Raw genomic sequence first — 16459 nt, forward strand, 5'->3', positions numbered from 1 at the left:
CGACGGCGGAGTGGACGCTCAGCGCACGAAAGCACCGAAGCGGATCAGCGGCACCTGTCGCTCCTCCGGCGTGATTCCGCCGTGCTGTCCGATCATCCCTCGGCTTCGCTGGTCGGGCGCCGTGCCGTCGTACACGGCGCCGTTCGCGCGCGCCACCACGAGGAGATCCCCGATCCGCGACGCGGCGTCGTCCGTCACCGCGGGACCGAAGAACCCTGCGTCGATTGCCTGCCCGCGGGTGCCGACGTCTGCGAGGCCGTCGAGGTCTCGTGACCATCGCGCTGCCGCGTCGTCGATGTCCGCCTCATCGTCGAGATAGATGTGCAGCATCCTCGGCTCGCCTCCGATGGCATGGACACCCTGAAGGTGCTCGGCCTCGAGAACGATCTGCCGCTGAGCCGGAACGTCGACCATCCCATGGTCTGACGTGACGACGACGCCGATGCCGGGCGGCACCCGACGTGCGAGCGCACCGTCGATTTCCTCGAGTGCCGCCACCCATTCGAGGGAGGCCACACCGTGCCTGTGTCCTGCCTTGTCGGCCTCGGGCAGGTAGCAGTACACGAGAGAGCCCGGATGCCGTTCGGCGAGATCGTACGCGGTCGCGATGAGTTCGGCAGGGGTGTCCGCCGCGACGAACTCGGCGCCGCGCAACGTGGCGCGCGTGAATCCGCTGTGCGCATAGGCGGCGACGCCCACCGCGAACGCCGGGCGCCCCTCGGAGCGGGCACGCTCGAAGATCGTCGGCCTCGCCTGCCACGTCGCCGGGTCGAGTCCCTCCGACTCCCATCCCGTGAGCTGATTCACGAGCACATCACGAGACCGATCGAGAACGCGGTACCCGACCAGGCCGTGCTGACCGGGCCAGGCGCCCGTCAGAAGACTCGTCAGAGCCGCGGCGGTGGTCGACGGGAACACGGAATGCGCCACATCCTTCTTCGCCATCCCCCCGGTGAGGGTTCGTGCGTGACCGGCGTGCGCCCGGAGTCCGATCGCCCCGAGCCCGTCGATCAGCACCAGCACGACCGAGGTGGCGCGCGGCAGATGTGCCGACTCCCCGCGGAGAGCAGCGAACAGGTCGTCCGCCACCCCGACGAGGCTCCGGGCGGTGGGCGACTCGGACGGTAGCATGAGGGACATCCGAGCCAGTCTGACACAGGCTCCCGTACGACCTCAGCCTCGCACCATTCAGGATGGCCATGCCGAAGACCCCGCCGCCCGAGCTCGCTCCGGAGAGAATCCAGGACATCGATCTCGAGAGCGAGATGCAGGGCTCGTTCCTCGAGTACGCCTACTCGGTCATCTATTCGCGTGCGCTCCCGGATGCGCGCGACGGCCTCAAGCCCGTGCAGCGCCGCATCCTGTATCAGATGGCCGAGATGGGGCTGCGTCCCGATCGCGGCCACGTGAAGAGCGCCCGTGTCGTCGGCGAGGTGATGGGAAAGCTGCACCCGCACGGCGACTCGGCGATCTACGACGCGCTGGTGCGCCTCGCCCAGGACTTCGCTCTTCGCGTGCCGCTCGTCGACGGTCACGGCAACTTCGGCTCGCTCGATGACGGACCGGCCGCAGCCCGATACACCGAGGCTCGTCTCGCCGCTCCGGCGATGGCGCTCACCGAGAACCTCGACGAGGACGTCGTCGACTTCGTGCCGAACTACGACGGCCAGTTCCAGCAGCCTGCGGTGCTCCCCGCGGCCTTCCCGAATCTTCTCGTCAACGGTGCCAGCGGCATCGCGGTCGGCATGGCGACGAACATGGCCCCGCACAACCTCATCGAGGTCGTCGCGGCGGCGACCCATCTGCTCGAGAACCCCGATGCGACGACCGAAGACCTCATGGAGTTCGTGCCCGGCCCGGACTTCCCGTCGGGAGGCATCCTCATGGGGCTCGACGGCGTCAAGGATGCATACGCGAACGGTCGCGGTGCTCTGAAGGTGCGCGGCAAGGTCTCGGTCGAATCCCTGGGGCCGCGCCGCACCGGCATCATCGTCTCCGAGCTGCCGTACATGGTCGGTCCTGAACGCCTCATCGAGAAGATCCGCGACGCGGTGCAGTCGAAGAAGCTGCAGGGCATCAGCGACGTCACCGACCTCACCGATCGCAACCACGGTCTGCGTGTCGCCATCGGCATCAAGACGGGGTTCGACGCAAACGCGGTGCTGGAGCAGCTGTACCGCCTGACCCCGCTGGAGGACTCCTTCAGCATCAACAACGTCGCTCTCGTCGGCGGACAGCCCCGCACGCTCGGGCTGAAGGAGATGCTCAGCGTCTACGTCGCGCATCGCCTCGAGGTGATCACACGGCGCAGCAGGTATCGCCTCGCACGCCGCGAAGAGCGTCTGCACCTCGTCGAGGGACTGCTGATCGCGATCCTCGACATCGACGAGGTCATCCAGGTCATCCGCTCCTCCGATGACTCCGAGCAGGCTCGTACGCGTCTGCGCTCCGTGTTCGATCTCAGCGAGCTGCAGGCCGAGTACATCCTCGAACTGCGCCTGCGTCGACTCACCAAGTTCTCGCGCATCGAACTCGAAGCCGAGCGGGACTCGCTGCTCGCCGAGATCGCCGGGCTCCGCGAGCTGCTCGCGAGCGACGTGCTGCTGCGTGCCGCCGTCGCCACAGAGCTGGATGCCGCGGCCGACGCATACGGGACGCCCCGACGAACGCTCCTGATGAATGCGGCGCCCCCGAAGCCGCGCGCATCGAAGGGCGCGACCGCAGACCTGCAGATCGCCGACGCGCCGACCGTCCTCGTGCTCTCCACGACGGGTCGTGCAGTGCGCGTCGACCTCGCCGAGGGGCAGGAGCTGACCGTGCCCGCCCGTCGGAGCAAGCACGACGCCATCCTGACGACGGTCGAGACGACGGTGCGGGCCGACATCGGGGCGCTGACGACCGAGGGACGCGTGCTGCGGTTCTCCCCCGTCGATCTGCCGTCCGTGCCGTCGTCGTCCGTCCAGCTCGCCGCCGGCACTCCGCTGCGCGACTACCTCGGGATCACGACCCGCGGTGAACGGATCCTCGAGTTCATACGGTTCGACAGCGATGTGCCGGTGGCGCTCGGAACCACCCAGGGCATCGTGAAGCGCATCGTCCCGTCGATGCTGCCCGTACGACCCGATCTCGAGGTCATCGGCATGAAACCCGGAGATTCGGTCGTCGGAGCCATGGAGGCTCGTGACGATGCCGACCTGGTCTTCGTGACGACCGATGCCCAGCTCCTGCGATTCTCCGCCTCGGTCGTGCGCCCGCAGGGCGCTCTGGCGGGCGGCATGGCAGGGATCAAGCTCGGCTCGGGATCGACGGTTCTGTTCTTCGGGGCGGTGCCGCCGGAGACCGATGCAGTGGTCGCGACCGTCTCGGGTTCCGACAGCAGCCTGCCAGGAACCGAACCGGGCCGCGCCAAGGTGTCGTCGTTCACGGACTACCCGTCGAAGGGCCGCGCCACCGGTGGCGTGCGCGCCCACGCGTTCCTGAAGGGCGAGGACCGGCTCATGATCGCCTGGGTCGGCCCCGGCCCCGCACAGGCCGTGGACCCGACCGGAGCCGTGCGCAAGCTTCCCGAGCCCGGCGCTCGTCGCGATGCGTCCGGTCAGCCGATCGACGGCGTGATCGGGAGCATCGGCCGCACCCTGGTCTGAGAACGTGCGCCGTCGGCCCGACCGTCATCGACGCTGAGCGACGTCAGATGCGGAGCGCGAGGATGTTCGCGGTGAGGCCGGCGGCGGTCCCGCAGAGGATCACGACGTCATCCGACGCGAGCCGGCCGCTGTCCAGTGATCGCGCGAGCATGAACGGCACCGAGGCGGAGACCATGTTGCCGAACGCGGCGACCTCGTCGACGCGTCTCTCAGCCGGGATGCTGAGACGGTCGAGCATCGGCCCGAGTGCCGCGGACGCCTGGTGCGGCACCCACAGGGCGACGTCGTCGTACGAGATGCCCGACGCGCGATGGAAGTCGCCGAAGAACTCCGGAAGCACCCGCATCATCCCGAGCAGGGCCCGACGTCCGTCCATGTCGAAGAGATAGTCCGCCGCGTCGCTCTGCGCGAACCGCTGAGCGGGCGAGCGCGACAGCCCTCCCCTGATCTCGGTGTCATGGGCATACGCGGGCCAGGTGCGCTGAGCGCTCGCGACCACTCCACGCCCGGGCATCGCGGAGCGCCGGAGCACGAAGGCGGCGCCCGCGTCGCTGAACAGCTCGAAGCTCTCACGCTGCTCCGGATTGAGGAAGCGCGTGCCCACGTCGCCGGCGAACACGAGGATCGTCTCGTGGTCGCCGGCATCGAGATATCGCGAAGCCACGTCGAGCGCCGTGATGAAGCTGGTGCAGGTCGAGTTCACATCGAACGCGGCTGCGTGCCCGGTGAGCGTGAGTCGCTCGAGCACCAGTGCCGCCGTGCAGGGGATCGGCTGGATTCCGGCAGCCGAGGCGCCGAGCACCAGGTCGACCTCATCTGCTGTGATGCCTGCGGCGTCCAACGCCCGCTCACACGCGTCGACCAGCATGTCGAGATGCGACACATGATCCTCGATGCGATAGCGCACGTCGTTGCCGAAGCGCACGGCGCGTGCGGGCAGAGACGTTCCCCATCCCGTGATCTCGCAGCTCTTCACCATCTCCGGTCCCCCCATTCCTGCACGACTCGGCGCAGCTTGACCGCCCCGTCGCTCACGTAGTCGACGAAGACGAGCTCCGGCCGTTCGCAGTGCAGTCGATCGGCCAGCGCGTCGACCTCATCGGTGACGCGGCGCCGAGATCGATCATCGACCGTGTCGAGCGCGATCTCCAGCCGCGACTCACCGGTCTGTGTCACTCGATACTCATCGAATCCCTCGGCGTGGATCAGAGCCCGCGTGATCACGTCGGCGAAGACCGGGATACTGCGACCATCGAGTCTCCGGAAGACGAGGGTGTCCCCTTCCCGTCCCTCGATCCGTTCGATCGCGGTGAGTGCGCTTCCGCAGGGGCACGGTTCACGCCGTTCACGGAGGACGTCGCCCAGTCGGTAGCGAACGATCGGCTGGGCGCGGCGACGCAGATCCGTCACGATCGGCGTGAACCGCTCACCGTCCAGCTCTTCGCGCTCGACCAGCACACCGTCTTCGTTCAGATGGATCACGCCGTGTTCACAGGTGTGGGCGAGGAATCCTTCCGTGCACTGATAGAGCTGGTGAATCCTCGTCTGGGCGAGCGACTTCCGGATGCGCTGCTCATCCGACAGCTCGAGCACCTCTGCGACCGAGTACACCTTCTGCGGGAACGCGTCGAAGCGACCGGAATCGGCGGCCCGCGCGATCACCCGCAGCACGGAAGGCGGTGCGACGAGGATGGTCGGCCGGTACTCGCGGAGTCGGGCGATGTTCTCATCCATGTCCGCGTAGACGTCGAAGTAGCGGAATGACACCGCCTTCGATGCCACCGACTCGTAGAGCGTGTTGTCTGCGCGCAGGAAGAGCGCGATCCGGTGCCCGAGCAGCATCCGGCGCGGGAGCGTGCGCGCGAGCACGGTGCCCACCCAGGCGTCGCGTTCGGCATCGCTGACGATGAACAGCCCACGGTGCCCGCTCGTGCCGCTGGAGAGTCCGACGGAGTTCGGTCCGAGGTCGGTGCTGAACTCGCGAGCACGCTCGTTCGCGATCGCGAGTGCGAGTGCGTCATCACGGGCGACACCGACCGTGTTGATCTCGTCGAAGCGGCTCATCATGATGCTCTTGTCCATGAGTGGCAGGTCCGCGAAAGAACGCGTCTTCAGCAACTCGCCGAAATACGGTGATCGTCTCCGCAGGAACCGCACATGCGCGGCCAGCAGGCGTCGCTGGCGTCGATCGATCGAAGCTCGCGTGCGCATCGGACGGAGCCACCGCACCATCGCGAACTCGCGCAGGATCCGCAGCTTCCCCATCAGTCGATCAGATCCTTCGCGTCGAGCGGATCGTGGCTGCAGACGACCCGGATCCCCTCCTCGGCGAGTCGTTGCAGACTCTCCGCCGTGTCGGCGTAACGGCGTGCGTCATGCTGGATCGCCCGTGGCAGCGCCCGCAGTCTCGATGAGACGTCGAGGAGATCGCTCCCCCACGCGGCATCCCCGGCGAGCAGCACCCGTCCGTCGACCAGCGCACCGAGATGACCGTCGGCGTGTCCGGGAAGGTCCAGCACGAGGTACGACCCGTCGCCGAGCAGGTCGTGGACCCGGAGTTCGACCGAGCCGATGCGGACTCGACGGAACGACTCCTTCTCCAGCACGATCCGATCGCCGCGCGGGAACCACTCGGGCAACAGCCCGGGCAGCACGCCCGAGCGCAGTCGGGGGTGCCGCAGCGTGCGCTCATGCCCCGCGCTGAGCACGAAGGTCGCTCCGGGAAAGCGCCGGACTCCTCCGACGTGATCCGGATGCAGGTGTGAGAGGACGACATGCGTGACGGACGCCGTATCGATGCCGTCCGCGGCGAGCTGCGCCGCGATGTCGTCGCCGTCGACGACATGCGGAGGCAGAAGCCGCCGATACACGTCGCCCCGCCACCCCGTGCGCCAGGCACCCGTCGCGTATCCCGTGTCGAAGAGAACGCGACGACCGTCTTCGGCGTCGTAGAGGAAGGAACCCGACGGGAACTCGCGCCGACCTGCGGTGACACCGCGGAACATCGCGCCGACGTCGTGAGACGTGCTGCCGCAGACATAGTGACGCAGGCGTCCTGTCACGAGCCGGCCTTCAGATGCGCGGCGACCGCACTGAGTGCATCGTCCAGCGAGACCTCCGGCCGATAGCCGAGGTCTTCCCTCGCCCGTGAGATGTCGAGAGTCTGCGAGTAGGCGATCGTGCTCAGGGTGTACCGGGTCAGCGGGGGTTCCGGTCGACCGGGAATCACCGAGCAGACCGCCTCCAGAGTCGATGCGAGAGCCCAGGCGACCCGTCTGTTCAGGGGGCGGAAGCGCGGCTGCTCCCCCAGCAGCGTGAGCAACGTCGTCAGCAGATCTCGGAATCGGCGGGGATCGCCGTTCGAGATGTTGTACACCCCGCCCGCAGCGTCTCCCCGGGTGATCGCGAGCCGGAGCGCGGATGCCACGTTCTCGACGGCCGTGACGTCGATGAGGTTCTCCCCGCCGCCGAAGAGGGGCACCCCGACCCTGGTATGCACGTCCAGCAGCCTCGGAACCAGGCTCGGATCGCCGGCGCCGATGAGGCCCCGGGGCCGGAGGATCACGAGCTCCTCGATCTCCTGCGCATCGCGTGCATCGAGCAGCAGATCCTCCGCCGCGTTCTTCGAACGGATGTAGCCGTTCAGGCGGTTGGTGCGGTCGACCTCGGACTCGCGGATGTCGAGACGGTCGCGGTTCGCGGCGTAGACGCTCGGCGACGAGACATGCACGAGCCGCCGCACGCGGTTGCGCCGCGCGAACTCCACGACGTGGCGAGTACCTGCGACGTTGGCCCCGTGGAACTCCTTCCACGAGCCCCAGGGAGTGGACAGCGCCGCACAGTGGATGACGGCGTCGACCGGGAGCTCCTGCGACGAGAGAGAAGCGAGATCTCCCACGACCCGGTGTCGCTCGTCGGCGACGCGGGCGAGGGCTGTCGCGTTCCTCCCGGCTGCGAAGACCTCGTAGCCGTGTCGGCGCAGTTCGGGCACGACATAGCCGCCGAGGAACCCGCTCGCCCCCGTCACCAGCACACGGGCTCCGGACATGCACCTCACGATAGCCGTCCTATTGTGGTCGAGTGCGCATCGCCATGGTCACCGACTACTATCTGCCGACACTGGGCGGAGTGCAGACCGTGATCAAGGCGCACCGCGAGGCCCTCGAAGACGCGGGGCACGAGGTCTTCGTGTTCTGTCCCCTGTCGGAGCCGAGCGACGACCCGCACATCGTTCGGCTGCCCACGGCACGAGGCTTCGCACCCGACGGGTACCCGTTCACCTGGACGCCCTCGGCCGCTGCGGGCGTGCTGTTCGAAGGGCTGCGCCGCCGCGCGATCGACGTCGTGCACGTGCACACCGAGATGTTCGCCGCTCTCGCAGGATTCGAGGCCGCACAGGCCCAGGGTGTTCCGGTCGTGCAGACCATGCACGGGCGCATCGACGTCTACACACGCTCGGTGCTGCCGCTTCCCTCCGTCACGACGATCCTGCTCGCCGCGATGCATCGCCGCCGCTTGAGCCACGACACGGCGCAGCTCGATCCGACAGCTCCGTACACCGCCACGCGGACGGCGAGGCGGATGTGGCGACTGATGGTGAGCCAGGCGAACCATGCCGATCACGTCATCGTCCCCTCTCGGCACTTCGCGACGAAACTCGTCGACCAGGGGGTCCGGACGCCGCTGACCGTGCTGTCCAACGGCTTGGAGGAATCGGTGCTGACGGAGATCGGGATGCCGCTGGCGCGCGTGGTCGAGCCGGGTGAGGACCTGCGGGTCGTGTGGTGCGGACGGCTGTCGCCGGAGAAGCGCCCCGAGGTCTTCCTCGACGCAGCCCGGAAGCTGACCGGCATCCGCGCCGAGATGTTCGGCGACGGTGTCGCGCGGACTCGAGTGTCCGCGGCTTCCGCCGACCTGCCGGAGGGACGACTGACCGTGCACGGCGCAGTACCGCAGTCCCGGGTTCTCGAGGGCATGCGCGATGCGCACGTGCTCGTCTCAAGCTCTCTCGACTTCGACAATCAGCCGATGGTGATCCTCGAGGCGATCGCCTCAGGCCTCCCGGTGGTCGTCACCGACCCCGACCTGGCGGAGATGCTTCCGGCGGGCGGAGGAGCGGTGACCAGCACCCCGGACGCCGAAGGACTCGTCGCGACCCTCCGAGAGCTCCGCGACGATCCAGCCAGGATCACGGCGATGAGCACCGCAGCGATCGCCCACCGCGGCGAGGTCGCCCAGCACGCTCATCTCGACGCGCTGCTCGAGGTCTACCGCTCGGTCCTGCCGCCGGCGCGATGAGATTCAGGCGTCGATGGCTTCGCGCGAGAGCCGATCGGACGACTCGATGATGAACTCGCGCCGCGGCGCGACCTCGTTGCCCATCAGGAGTTCGAACACACGCCCCGCCGCCTCCGCATCCTCCATCCGGACCCGGCGGAGCAGACGTCCGCCGCGATCCATCGTGGTGGTCGCCAGCTGCTCGGCATCCATCTCACCGAGGCCCTTGTAGCGCTGGATCGGTTCATGCCATTTTTTGCCGGCCTTGCGCAGCTTGGTCAGGAGCGCATGCATCTCCTGCTCGCTGTACGTGTAGATCGTCTCGTTCGGCTTGGAGCCGGGGTTCATCACGATGACCCGGTGCAGAGGCGGCACGGCGGCGAAGACCCGCCCGTGTTCGATGAGCGGTCGCATGTACCGGTAGAACAGCGTGAGCAGCAACGTGCGGATGTGCGCGCCGTCGACATCGGCGTCGCTCATCAGGATCACCTTGCCGTAGCGAGCCGCGTCGATGTCGAAGCTGCGGCCCGACCCTGCGCCGATCACCTGGATGATCGACGCGCACTCCGCGTTCGAGAGCATGTCGCCGACGGATGCCTTCTGCACGTTGAGGATCTTGCCTCGGATCGGCAGCAGCGCCTGGAACTCGCTGTTGCGCGCGTTCTTGGCGGTACCGAGGGCAGAGTCGCCCTCGACGATGAACAGCTCGCTGCGGTCGACGTCGTTCGTCCGGCAGTCGACGAGCTTCGTCGGCAGCGTCGACGATTCCAGAGCGTTCTTCCGACGCTGCGTCTCCTTGTGCGCGCGCGCCGAGACGCGCGCCTTCATCTCGGCGACGACCTTGTCGAGCAGCTGTGTGGCCTGGCTCTTGTCATCGCGCTTCGTCGACGCGAACCGCGCGGCCAGGTCCTTGCGGAGCACCTGTGCGACGATCTGGCGCACGGCGGGGGTACCGAGCACCTCTTTCGTCTGTCCCTCGAACTGGGGCTCGGGCACGTTCACGGTGAGCACGGCGGTGAGACCCGCCAGAACGTCATCCTTCTCGACCTTGTCGTTGCCGCCGACCTTGAGTCGGCGCGCGTTCTGCTCGACCTGCGCACGCAGCACCTTGAGCAGCTCCTGCTCGAAGCCCTGCTGGTGCGTGCCGCCCTTGGGTGTGGAGATGATATTGACGAACGAGCGGGTCACCGTGTCGTAGCCCGTTCCCCACCGCATCGCGATATCGACGGCACAGACGCGCTCGACCTCGGTCGCGACCATGTGTCCATCCGCCTGCAGCACGGGGACCGTCTCCTTGAAGGTCCCCTCCCCCTGGATGCGCCACGTGTCGGTGACCGGCGCATCGGTCGCGAGGTATTCGACGAACTCCGAGATGCCGCCCTCGTAGTGGTACGAGGTCTCGTCGACCTGCGCGGCTTCGTCACCCTCGCCCGTCGCGCGGGCATCCTTCACGACGATCTCGAGCCCGGGCACGAGGAACGCCGTCTGGCGCGCTCGCGTCTCGAGCTCGTTCAGCTGGAAGGCGGCGTCCTTGGTGAAGATCTGCCGGTCGGCCCAATACCGCACGCGAGTGCCGGTCGCGCCACGGGGCGCCTTTCCGATCACACGCAGCTCGCTCTTCTGCTCGAACGGCGTGAAGGGCGCATCCGGGCGCTTCTCGCCCTTGTCGGCGAAGAGCCCGGGCTCACCGCGATGGAAGGACATCGCGTACGTCTTGCCACCACGGTCGACCTCGACGTCGAGGCGCTCCGAGAGGGCGTTGACGACCGAGGCGCCGACGCCGTGCAATCCGCCGGACGCCGCGTACGACCCGCCGCCGAACTTGCCTCCCGCGTGCAGCTTGGTGAAGACGACCTCGACACCGGTGAGGCCGGTGCGCGGCTCGACGTCGACGGGGATGCCGCGACCTCGGTCATGGACCTCGACGCTGCCGTCGGAATGCAGGATCACGTCGATCTTCGATCCGTTGCCCGCCACGGCCTCGTCGACGGCGTTGTCGATGACCTCCCACAGGCAGTGCATCAGACCCGGCGACCCGTTCGAACCGATGTACATACCGGGGCGCTTGCGGACGGCCTCGAGCCCTTCGAGCACCTGGAGATGATGGGCGGAATACTCGGCGGTCACAATCTCCGATTCTATTCGCGCAGTGCGCCGGAGCCGCGCAGACACTCCCCGCGGGTCACCACACGACGCCCGCCGCGTACGCGCTGAGCGAAACACGCCGCAAAGCGGGCATGCACACAGGAATCGCGTGGTTGTATTGAACACGCCCAACCAGCGAACCCGACACTCAAGGAGGCACCGTGATGAACGCAACGACCGAACGAGAGACCTCCGCCGTCGAGTTCCGCCTGACCGCTATGGATCGCTGCGATTCCTGTGGCGCTCAGGCCTATATCGCGGCCGAGGTCAACGGCTCCGAACTGCTCTTCTGCGCCCACCACGGCCGCAAGTACGAAGAGAAGCTCCGCAGCATCGCCACCAGCTGGCACGACGAGACCGCTCGCCTGATCGACTGATCGCAGCCCTCGTCGAGAACGGAGCCCGTCGCACGTCGGGCTCCGTTTTTCATGTCACGACGCTCTTCGCGTCATGAGACGATGACGCGCCGCACGCGGGGGGTGAGCCTCGTGAGGATCTCCTCGCCCACCGTGTCGATCCGCTCGGCCAGCCCGGTCGCGCTCTGCTCGCCGTACTCGCCGCGGCCGAACAGCGTGACCTCGTCGCCCACCGCGGCCCCGGGCCAGCCGGCCACGACAGACGACGTCTCGCCGACGCTCCGCAGCACTCGGGCTCCGGCCGGCGTCCCGACCTCGGCGCCGGCGAGCGTCGACGGGATGCCGTCGAAGGAACCGATCGCGATCACCACGTCATCGCGGCGCACTCGAGTCACCGCGGCCGACAGCTCGGCGACGGGCGCGATCCCGTCGAGCTCCGGCCCCTCAGCCGATCGGATGCCGTAGCAGAAGGCTCCGACCCGCGAGAGGGAGCCCCGGAGTTCCGGACGCCACCACGACGCCGCCGAGGCGGTCAGGTGCAGCGCCTCAGGAGTCGCGCCGGACTCGCCGGACACGCGGACGGCTTCGAGGAAAACCGAGCGCGCGTCGTCGTCCTCGGCGTCGCTGGCCTCCGCGAGGTGACTCCAGATGCCGACGAACGCGGCGAGCCCCTCGCGCTCCGCAGCGCGGACGACCGCGACGGTGCCCTCCCACTCCTCCGGCAGCAGGCCGTTGCGGTGCAGACCCGAATCGATCTTGAGATGGATCCGCGCGCGCGTGCCGAGCACCCTCGCCCGCTCTATGACGCGATCGAGGTACTCCGCGGTTCCGACGCCGAGGTCGATGTGATGCGCCAGGGCTTCGTCGATCTCCTCATCCGTCGATGTCACCCAGGCGAAGATCCGACCGTCGGATCCCAGCAGGCGTCGCATCTCGACGCCGCTGGCGATGTCGTACGACCCGTACCACTCGATCCCTGCGTCTCGCGCCGACTCCACCGCCCAGGTCAATCCGTGACCGTACGCGTCATCCTTGAACACCATCATCAGCTGCGAGGGAGCGATCCGCTCACGCACCGCACGGATGTTCGCGACGAGTCGATCGGTGTGCAACCGCAGCTCGGGACGACTCATGCCTCCCACCCCCGGTCGGCGTGGGTGCCCGCGACGGTGATCAGCTCCGACACCGAGAGCCCCGTGATGGCGCTCCAGCGGGCGAGTGCGGGCGCCACCGCACCGGTGCCGCCGAAGTACGTGGCCTCGGCGCCGACGGAGACCTCGTGCACTCCGAGATCGACGACGCAGACGTCCATCGCGACACGCCCGACGATCGGGAGGACGGCTCCCCCGATCTCGACGTGCGCCGCGTTGCCGAGCGCGCGCACGACCCCCTGCGCGTAGCCCCCGGTGATGAGGGCTGCGGTCGTGGCTTGGGTCGCGCGGTAGGTGTAGCCGTAGGAGACCGCGTCGCCCGCCTTGAGCGGCTTCGTCGACAGAACGCGCCCGACCAGACGCATCACGGGCCTCGTCCGGAGCGCGCCCTCGCCGTCAGGCAGACCATAGAGCAGACGGGCATCGATGTCGGCGGTCCCGTCGGTGATCGCTTCGATCCCCTCGAGCGCCAGTGTCTCGGCCTCCTCCTCCGAATCCACGAGCACGGCGCCTGCACCCGCCGCGGTGACCGCGTGGGCGACGGCGAGCACTCCGTGCCCCCAGGCGTCGCGCCGCAGGTCTGCCAGGTGCCCGCCGGCGGCCACAGCTGCCGACGCGCCCGAGGCGAGAGCAGATCGGGAGATCATCGCGCGCGGGCGGGAGGAGGAAGTCGTCTCACACACGCCCTCCAGCCTAACCCGGGCCTTCCAGGTTGCCCTGAGCCTCCCCCGTAGACTGGTGCGGTACCCGACCCTGGAGATCCATGTCACGCTTTTCCCCCGTGCCCCGCGTCCGCTATCTGCTCGCGCGCGCCCGTCGCATCGATGTCGCCTCGGTCGTCGAGCGGGCCAAGGAAGCCTCTGCGCAGCACGGCAAGGCCGTGCCGGTCGTGGTCGCGGACATGCTGTGGTCGGCCGGTCGCCACAACGTCGGCTTCCAGGACTACATCGACTACGACTTCGCCATCCTCACCAAGGCGGAGCGCGACACGTACATGACGCACCCGGTCTCGAACGAGATCTCCCAGAAGTACGATCACCCCGACTACCGCCACCTCTTCCACGACAAGGCCGAGTTCAACGGACGCTTCGACGCTCTCCTCAAGCGCGAGTGGATGATGATCGTCGAAGGCAATGCCGACGAGCTTCGCGACTTCACCGAGCGACAGGGCACGATCGTCGTCAAGGAGACCCACGGCCAGGCGGGCACGGGCGTGCACCGCTACCACGCCGCCGACGTCACCGACTGGAACGCATTCCACGCCGAGCTGCTCGGCAAGAACCAGGTTCTCGTCGAGGAGGTCATCCGTCAGCACGCCGATCTCGCGGCCGTGTGCCCCGGAACCGTCAACACCACCCGCGTCACGGCGTTCTTCGACGGTGAGAAGACCCACATCCTCGCCATGGCCCAAAAGTTCGGCCGCGGCGCCGTGAGCGACCAGATGAGCTTCGGCGGCTTCTACACGATGCTCGACGAGAACGGCCACTCGGTGGGTCCCGGCTACGACTCGCACGGGCACGTCCACGTGACGCACCCGGACTCGGGCTTCCCGATCGCCGAGTTCCAGCTGCCGATGATCGACGAGGTGAAGAAGTTCGTCGACCAGGCCGCCAGGGTCGTCCCGCAGGTGCAGTACGTGGGGTGGGACATCGTCGTCACTCCGGAGGGTCCGGTGCTCGTCGAAGGCAACTGGGGCGCTGGCGTGTACGAGAACAAGCCCAGCGTCACCGGCATCCGCACCGGTCACAAGCCGCGCTATCAGGCCGCGATCGGCTTCTGAGCCGCGGCGACGGCACGACGAAGGCCCGGATGCTCGTGCATCCGGGCCTTCGTCGTGTCAGATCACGCAGTCGCGGTCAGACCGCGCGGACGATGCCCATCGGCGTGGACTGCGTCGCCTGACCGAGCGGGTTGTCGCCGAGGATCTGGACGAGGCGACGTTCGCCGGCCTTGTCGAGCGTCGAACCGAGGATGTTCCCGCCGATGTCGTTGATGTCGACGACCGCGACGTCGACGTCGGCGCCGACCAGCTTCTGCACACGGACGGCGACCTCACGCGGGTTCTTCGGTCCGAGTACCACGGCCTCGTTGTAGGGAGGGATCGTGTTCTTCGTCGGTCCGTCGATCGCGCGCGCCTTGTCGCCGGCGATGCGATAGAAGTCGCCACGTCGACCGAACGCCTTGGTGATCACCGAGACTCCGGCTGCGAACAGGATGCGGAGAGTGCCGCACTCGCGCAGCGCCATCTCCATGGTCTCGGGCATGCCGAGGCCGATCCCGTACGACGTGCGCACCACGTACCTCGAGAGGAAACGTGCGAGGGGTCGCGGCGTGATCTCGTCGAGGCGGTACGACCGACCCTGCGTGATCGCCACGATCTTCTCGGTCACGAACAGCAGGTCGCCCGGCTGCACGGCATCCTTCGCGTACTCCGTGATGACGGCGTCGAGGTCGTCGTTCGGCATCACGACTCGCGTCTTCAACGGGATACGAGCGTAGCTGGTGCCGTCGACCGTCGCTTCGAGAGCCTTGCCTTCGTTCGCCTGCATCACTCGAGGTAGTCCCGCAGCGACTGCGAGCGGCTCGGGTGGCGCAGCTTCGCCATCGTCTTCGACTCGATCTGGCGGATGCGCTCACGCGTCACGCCGAACGTGTCACCGATCTGGTCGAGCGTCTTCGGCTGACCGTCGCCGAGTCCGAAACGCATGCGGATGACTCCCGCTTCGCGCTCGGACAGCGAGTCGAGCAGCTGCTCGAGCTGGCGCTGCAGCATCGTGAACCCGACGGCATCCGCGGGAACGACGGCCTCGGTGTCCTCGATGAGGTCACCGAACTCGCTGTCTCCATCTTCTCCGAGAGGGGTGTGCAGAGAGATCGGCTCGCGACCGTACTTCTGCACCTCGACGACCTTCTCCGGCGTCATGTCGAGCTCGCGGCTCAGCTCTTCGGGAGTGGGTTCGCGACCCAGGTCCTGGAGCATCTGACGCTGCACGCGCGCGAGCTTGTTGATGACCTCGACCATGTGCACGGGAATGCGGATGGTGCGGGCCTGGTCGGCCATCGCGCGGGTGATCGCCTGACGGATCCACCAGGTGGCGTAGGTCGAGAACTTGAAGCCCTTGGTGTAGTCGAACTTCTCGACCGCGCGGATCAGACCGAGGTTGCCCTCCTGGATCAGGTCCAGGAACTGCATGCCGCGACCGGTGTAGCGCTTGGCGAGGGAGACGACGAGACGGAGGTTGGCACCGAGCAGGTGGCTCTTCGCGCGCTGTCCGTCGCGGGCGACCCACTGCAGGTCGAGTCCGAGCTGGCTCGTCTTCTCGGCGGCCGACATCGCGGAGAGCTTCTCCTCCGCGAACAGACCGGCCTCGATGCGCATCGCGAGCTCGACCTCTTCGGCCGCGTTGAGGAGCGCGACCTTTCCGATCTGCTTCAGGTAGTCCTTGACCGGATCGGCGGTGGCGCCGGTGATCTGGGTCGAGTAGACCGGGACGTCCTCATCGTCGTTCGACGAGATGACGATCGCGCCGGTGGGCAGCGGTTCGGTGAACTTGGGCTTGGAGTCCTCGTCCTCCTCCTCAGCCGCCTCTGCGACGGGAGCCTCGTCATCTTCGACGATGTCGTCCGCCTTCTTCTTCTTCGCGGGGGCGCGCTTCGCAGCGGCGCGCTGCGCGGCGGTCTTCGGGGCAGGCTTCTCAGCCACCTCCTCGACCTTCGCCTCGCCCTCCGGAGCTTCAGCGGTCTTCTTCGTCCGGGTGTTCTTTGTCGTGGCAGGAGTCACGTTTCGCCTTTCACGGGGCCGCTGACGACCCCGGGACTTTTCGGACACTAGTAAGACCCTTGTCAAGTCGGATCTCCGAAAAGATCGATTGACAACGGGTCAGAG

At 67.7% G+C, this 16459-nt stretch carries 14 protein-coding genes; 4 read left to right on the forward strand and 10 right to left on the reverse strand.

The features are described 5' to 3' along the window. Positions 1-18 precede the first annotated feature (18 nt). A complete protein-coding gene (locus tag IXW21_RS09470; RefSeq protein WP_194764005.1) occupies positions 19-1140 on the reverse strand; it encodes an alkaline phosphatase family protein in 1122 nt (373 codons plus the stop codon). A gap of 59 nt (positions 1141-1199) precedes the next feature. On the opposite strand from IXW21_RS09470, the gene IXW21_RS09475 reads away from it, so the two are divergent. Beyond that, positions 1200-3644, forward strand: a complete 2445-nt coding sequence (locus IXW21_RS09475; protein ID WP_194764006.1) for a DNA gyrase/topoisomerase IV subunit A — start codon at positions 1200-1202, stop codon at positions 3642-3644. Positions 3645-3687: 43 nt separating this feature from the next. Here the strand turns inward: IXW21_RS09475 and IXW21_RS09480 are convergent, their stop codons facing one another. From IXW21_RS09480 to IXW21_RS09495, 4 genes are read right to left on the reverse strand one after another with little or no spacing between them, the layout of a single operon-like run. Then, positions 3688-4623 carry a 3-oxoacyl-ACP synthase III family protein gene (locus tag IXW21_RS09480; protein ID WP_194764007.1) on the reverse strand — a complete coding sequence of 312 codons (936 nt, stop codon included), beginning with the start codon at positions 4621-4623 and terminating at the stop codon, positions 3688-3690. Then, on the reverse strand, positions 4617-5909 hold the full coding sequence (locus tag IXW21_RS09485; RefSeq protein WP_194764008.1) for a F390 synthetase-related protein: 1293 nt from the start codon (positions 5907-5909) through the stop codon (positions 4617-4619). The genes IXW21_RS09480 and IXW21_RS09485 overlap by 7 nt, the downstream gene beginning before the upstream one ends. Continuing rightward, on the reverse strand, positions 5909-6706 hold the full coding sequence (locus IXW21_RS09490; RefSeq protein WP_194764009.1) for an MBL fold metallo-hydrolase: 798 nt from the start codon (positions 6704-6706) through the stop codon (positions 5909-5911). Before IXW21_RS09490 ends, IXW21_RS09485 begins: the two co-directional genes overlap by 1 nt. Further along, the gene (locus tag IXW21_RS09495) at positions 6703-7692 is read right to left on the reverse strand and encodes an NAD-dependent epimerase/dehydratase family protein (RefSeq protein ID WP_194764010.1); all 990 of its coding nucleotides are present in this window, start codon (positions 7690-7692) and stop codon (positions 6703-6705) included. The genes IXW21_RS09490 and IXW21_RS09495 overlap by 4 nt, the downstream gene beginning before the upstream one ends. A gap of 32 nt (positions 7693-7724) precedes the next feature. Between IXW21_RS09495 and IXW21_RS09500 the strand changes: the two genes are divergently transcribed. After that, complete coding sequence (locus IXW21_RS09500; RefSeq protein WP_194764011.1) at positions 7725-8942, forward strand: glycosyltransferase; 1218 nt, start codon at positions 7725-7727, stop codon at positions 8940-8942. Between the two features lie 3 nt (positions 8943-8945). Here IXW21_RS09500 and IXW21_RS09505 read toward each other — a convergent pair whose 3' ends face one another. After that, positions 8946-11048 (reverse strand): DNA gyrase/topoisomerase IV subunit B, encoded by a 2103-nt coding sequence (locus tag IXW21_RS09505; RefSeq protein ID WP_194764012.1) that lies wholly within the window; start codon positions 11046-11048, stop codon positions 8946-8948. Between the two features lie 182 nt (positions 11049-11230). Between IXW21_RS09505 and IXW21_RS09510 the strand changes: the two genes are divergently transcribed. Next, positions 11231-11443, forward strand: a complete 213-nt coding sequence (locus tag IXW21_RS09510) for a hypothetical protein (protein WP_042540282.1) — start codon at positions 11231-11233, stop codon at positions 11441-11443. Positions 11444-11514: 71 nt separating this feature from the next. Here the strand turns inward: IXW21_RS09510 and IXW21_RS09515 are convergent, their stop codons facing one another. After that, on the reverse strand, positions 11515-12555 hold the full coding sequence (locus IXW21_RS09515) for an alanine racemase (protein ID WP_194764013.1): 1041 nt from the start codon (positions 12553-12555) through the stop codon (positions 11515-11517). Then, positions 12552-13256, reverse strand: a complete 705-nt coding sequence (locus IXW21_RS09520) for an alanine racemase C-terminal domain-containing protein (protein WP_323742207.1) — start codon at positions 13254-13256, stop codon at positions 12552-12554. Before IXW21_RS09520 ends, IXW21_RS09515 begins: the two co-directional genes overlap by 4 nt. 80 nt (positions 13257-13336) lie before the next feature. On the opposite strand from IXW21_RS09520, the gene IXW21_RS09525 reads away from it, so the two are divergent. Then, a complete protein-coding gene (locus IXW21_RS09525; RefSeq protein WP_194764014.1) occupies positions 13337-14353 on the forward strand; it encodes a sugar-transfer associated ATP-grasp domain-containing protein in 1017 nt (338 codons plus the stop codon). A gap of 76 nt (positions 14354-14429) precedes the next feature. On the opposite strand, the gene IXW21_RS09530 is transcribed toward IXW21_RS09525, so the two are convergent. Both IXW21_RS09530 and IXW21_RS09535 read right to left on the reverse strand, forming a co-directional pair. Next, positions 14430-15122: a coenzyme F420-0:L-glutamate ligase gene (locus tag IXW21_RS09530; RefSeq protein WP_194764015.1), complete on the reverse strand. Its 693-nt coding sequence runs from the start codon at positions 15120-15122 to the stop codon at positions 14430-14432. After that, positions 15122-16354 (reverse strand): RNA polymerase sigma factor, encoded by a 1233-nt coding sequence (locus IXW21_RS09535; RefSeq protein WP_312168009.1) that lies wholly within the window; start codon positions 16352-16354, stop codon positions 15122-15124. The genes IXW21_RS09530 and IXW21_RS09535 overlap by 1 nt, the downstream gene beginning before the upstream one ends. Positions 16355-16459: the final 105 nt, after the last annotated feature.

The organism is Microbacterium sp. UFMG61 (genome assembly GCF_015354505.1).
In the GTDB taxonomy this organism is placed as follows: Bacteria; Actinomycetota; Actinomycetes; order Actinomycetales; family Microbacteriaceae; genus Microbacterium.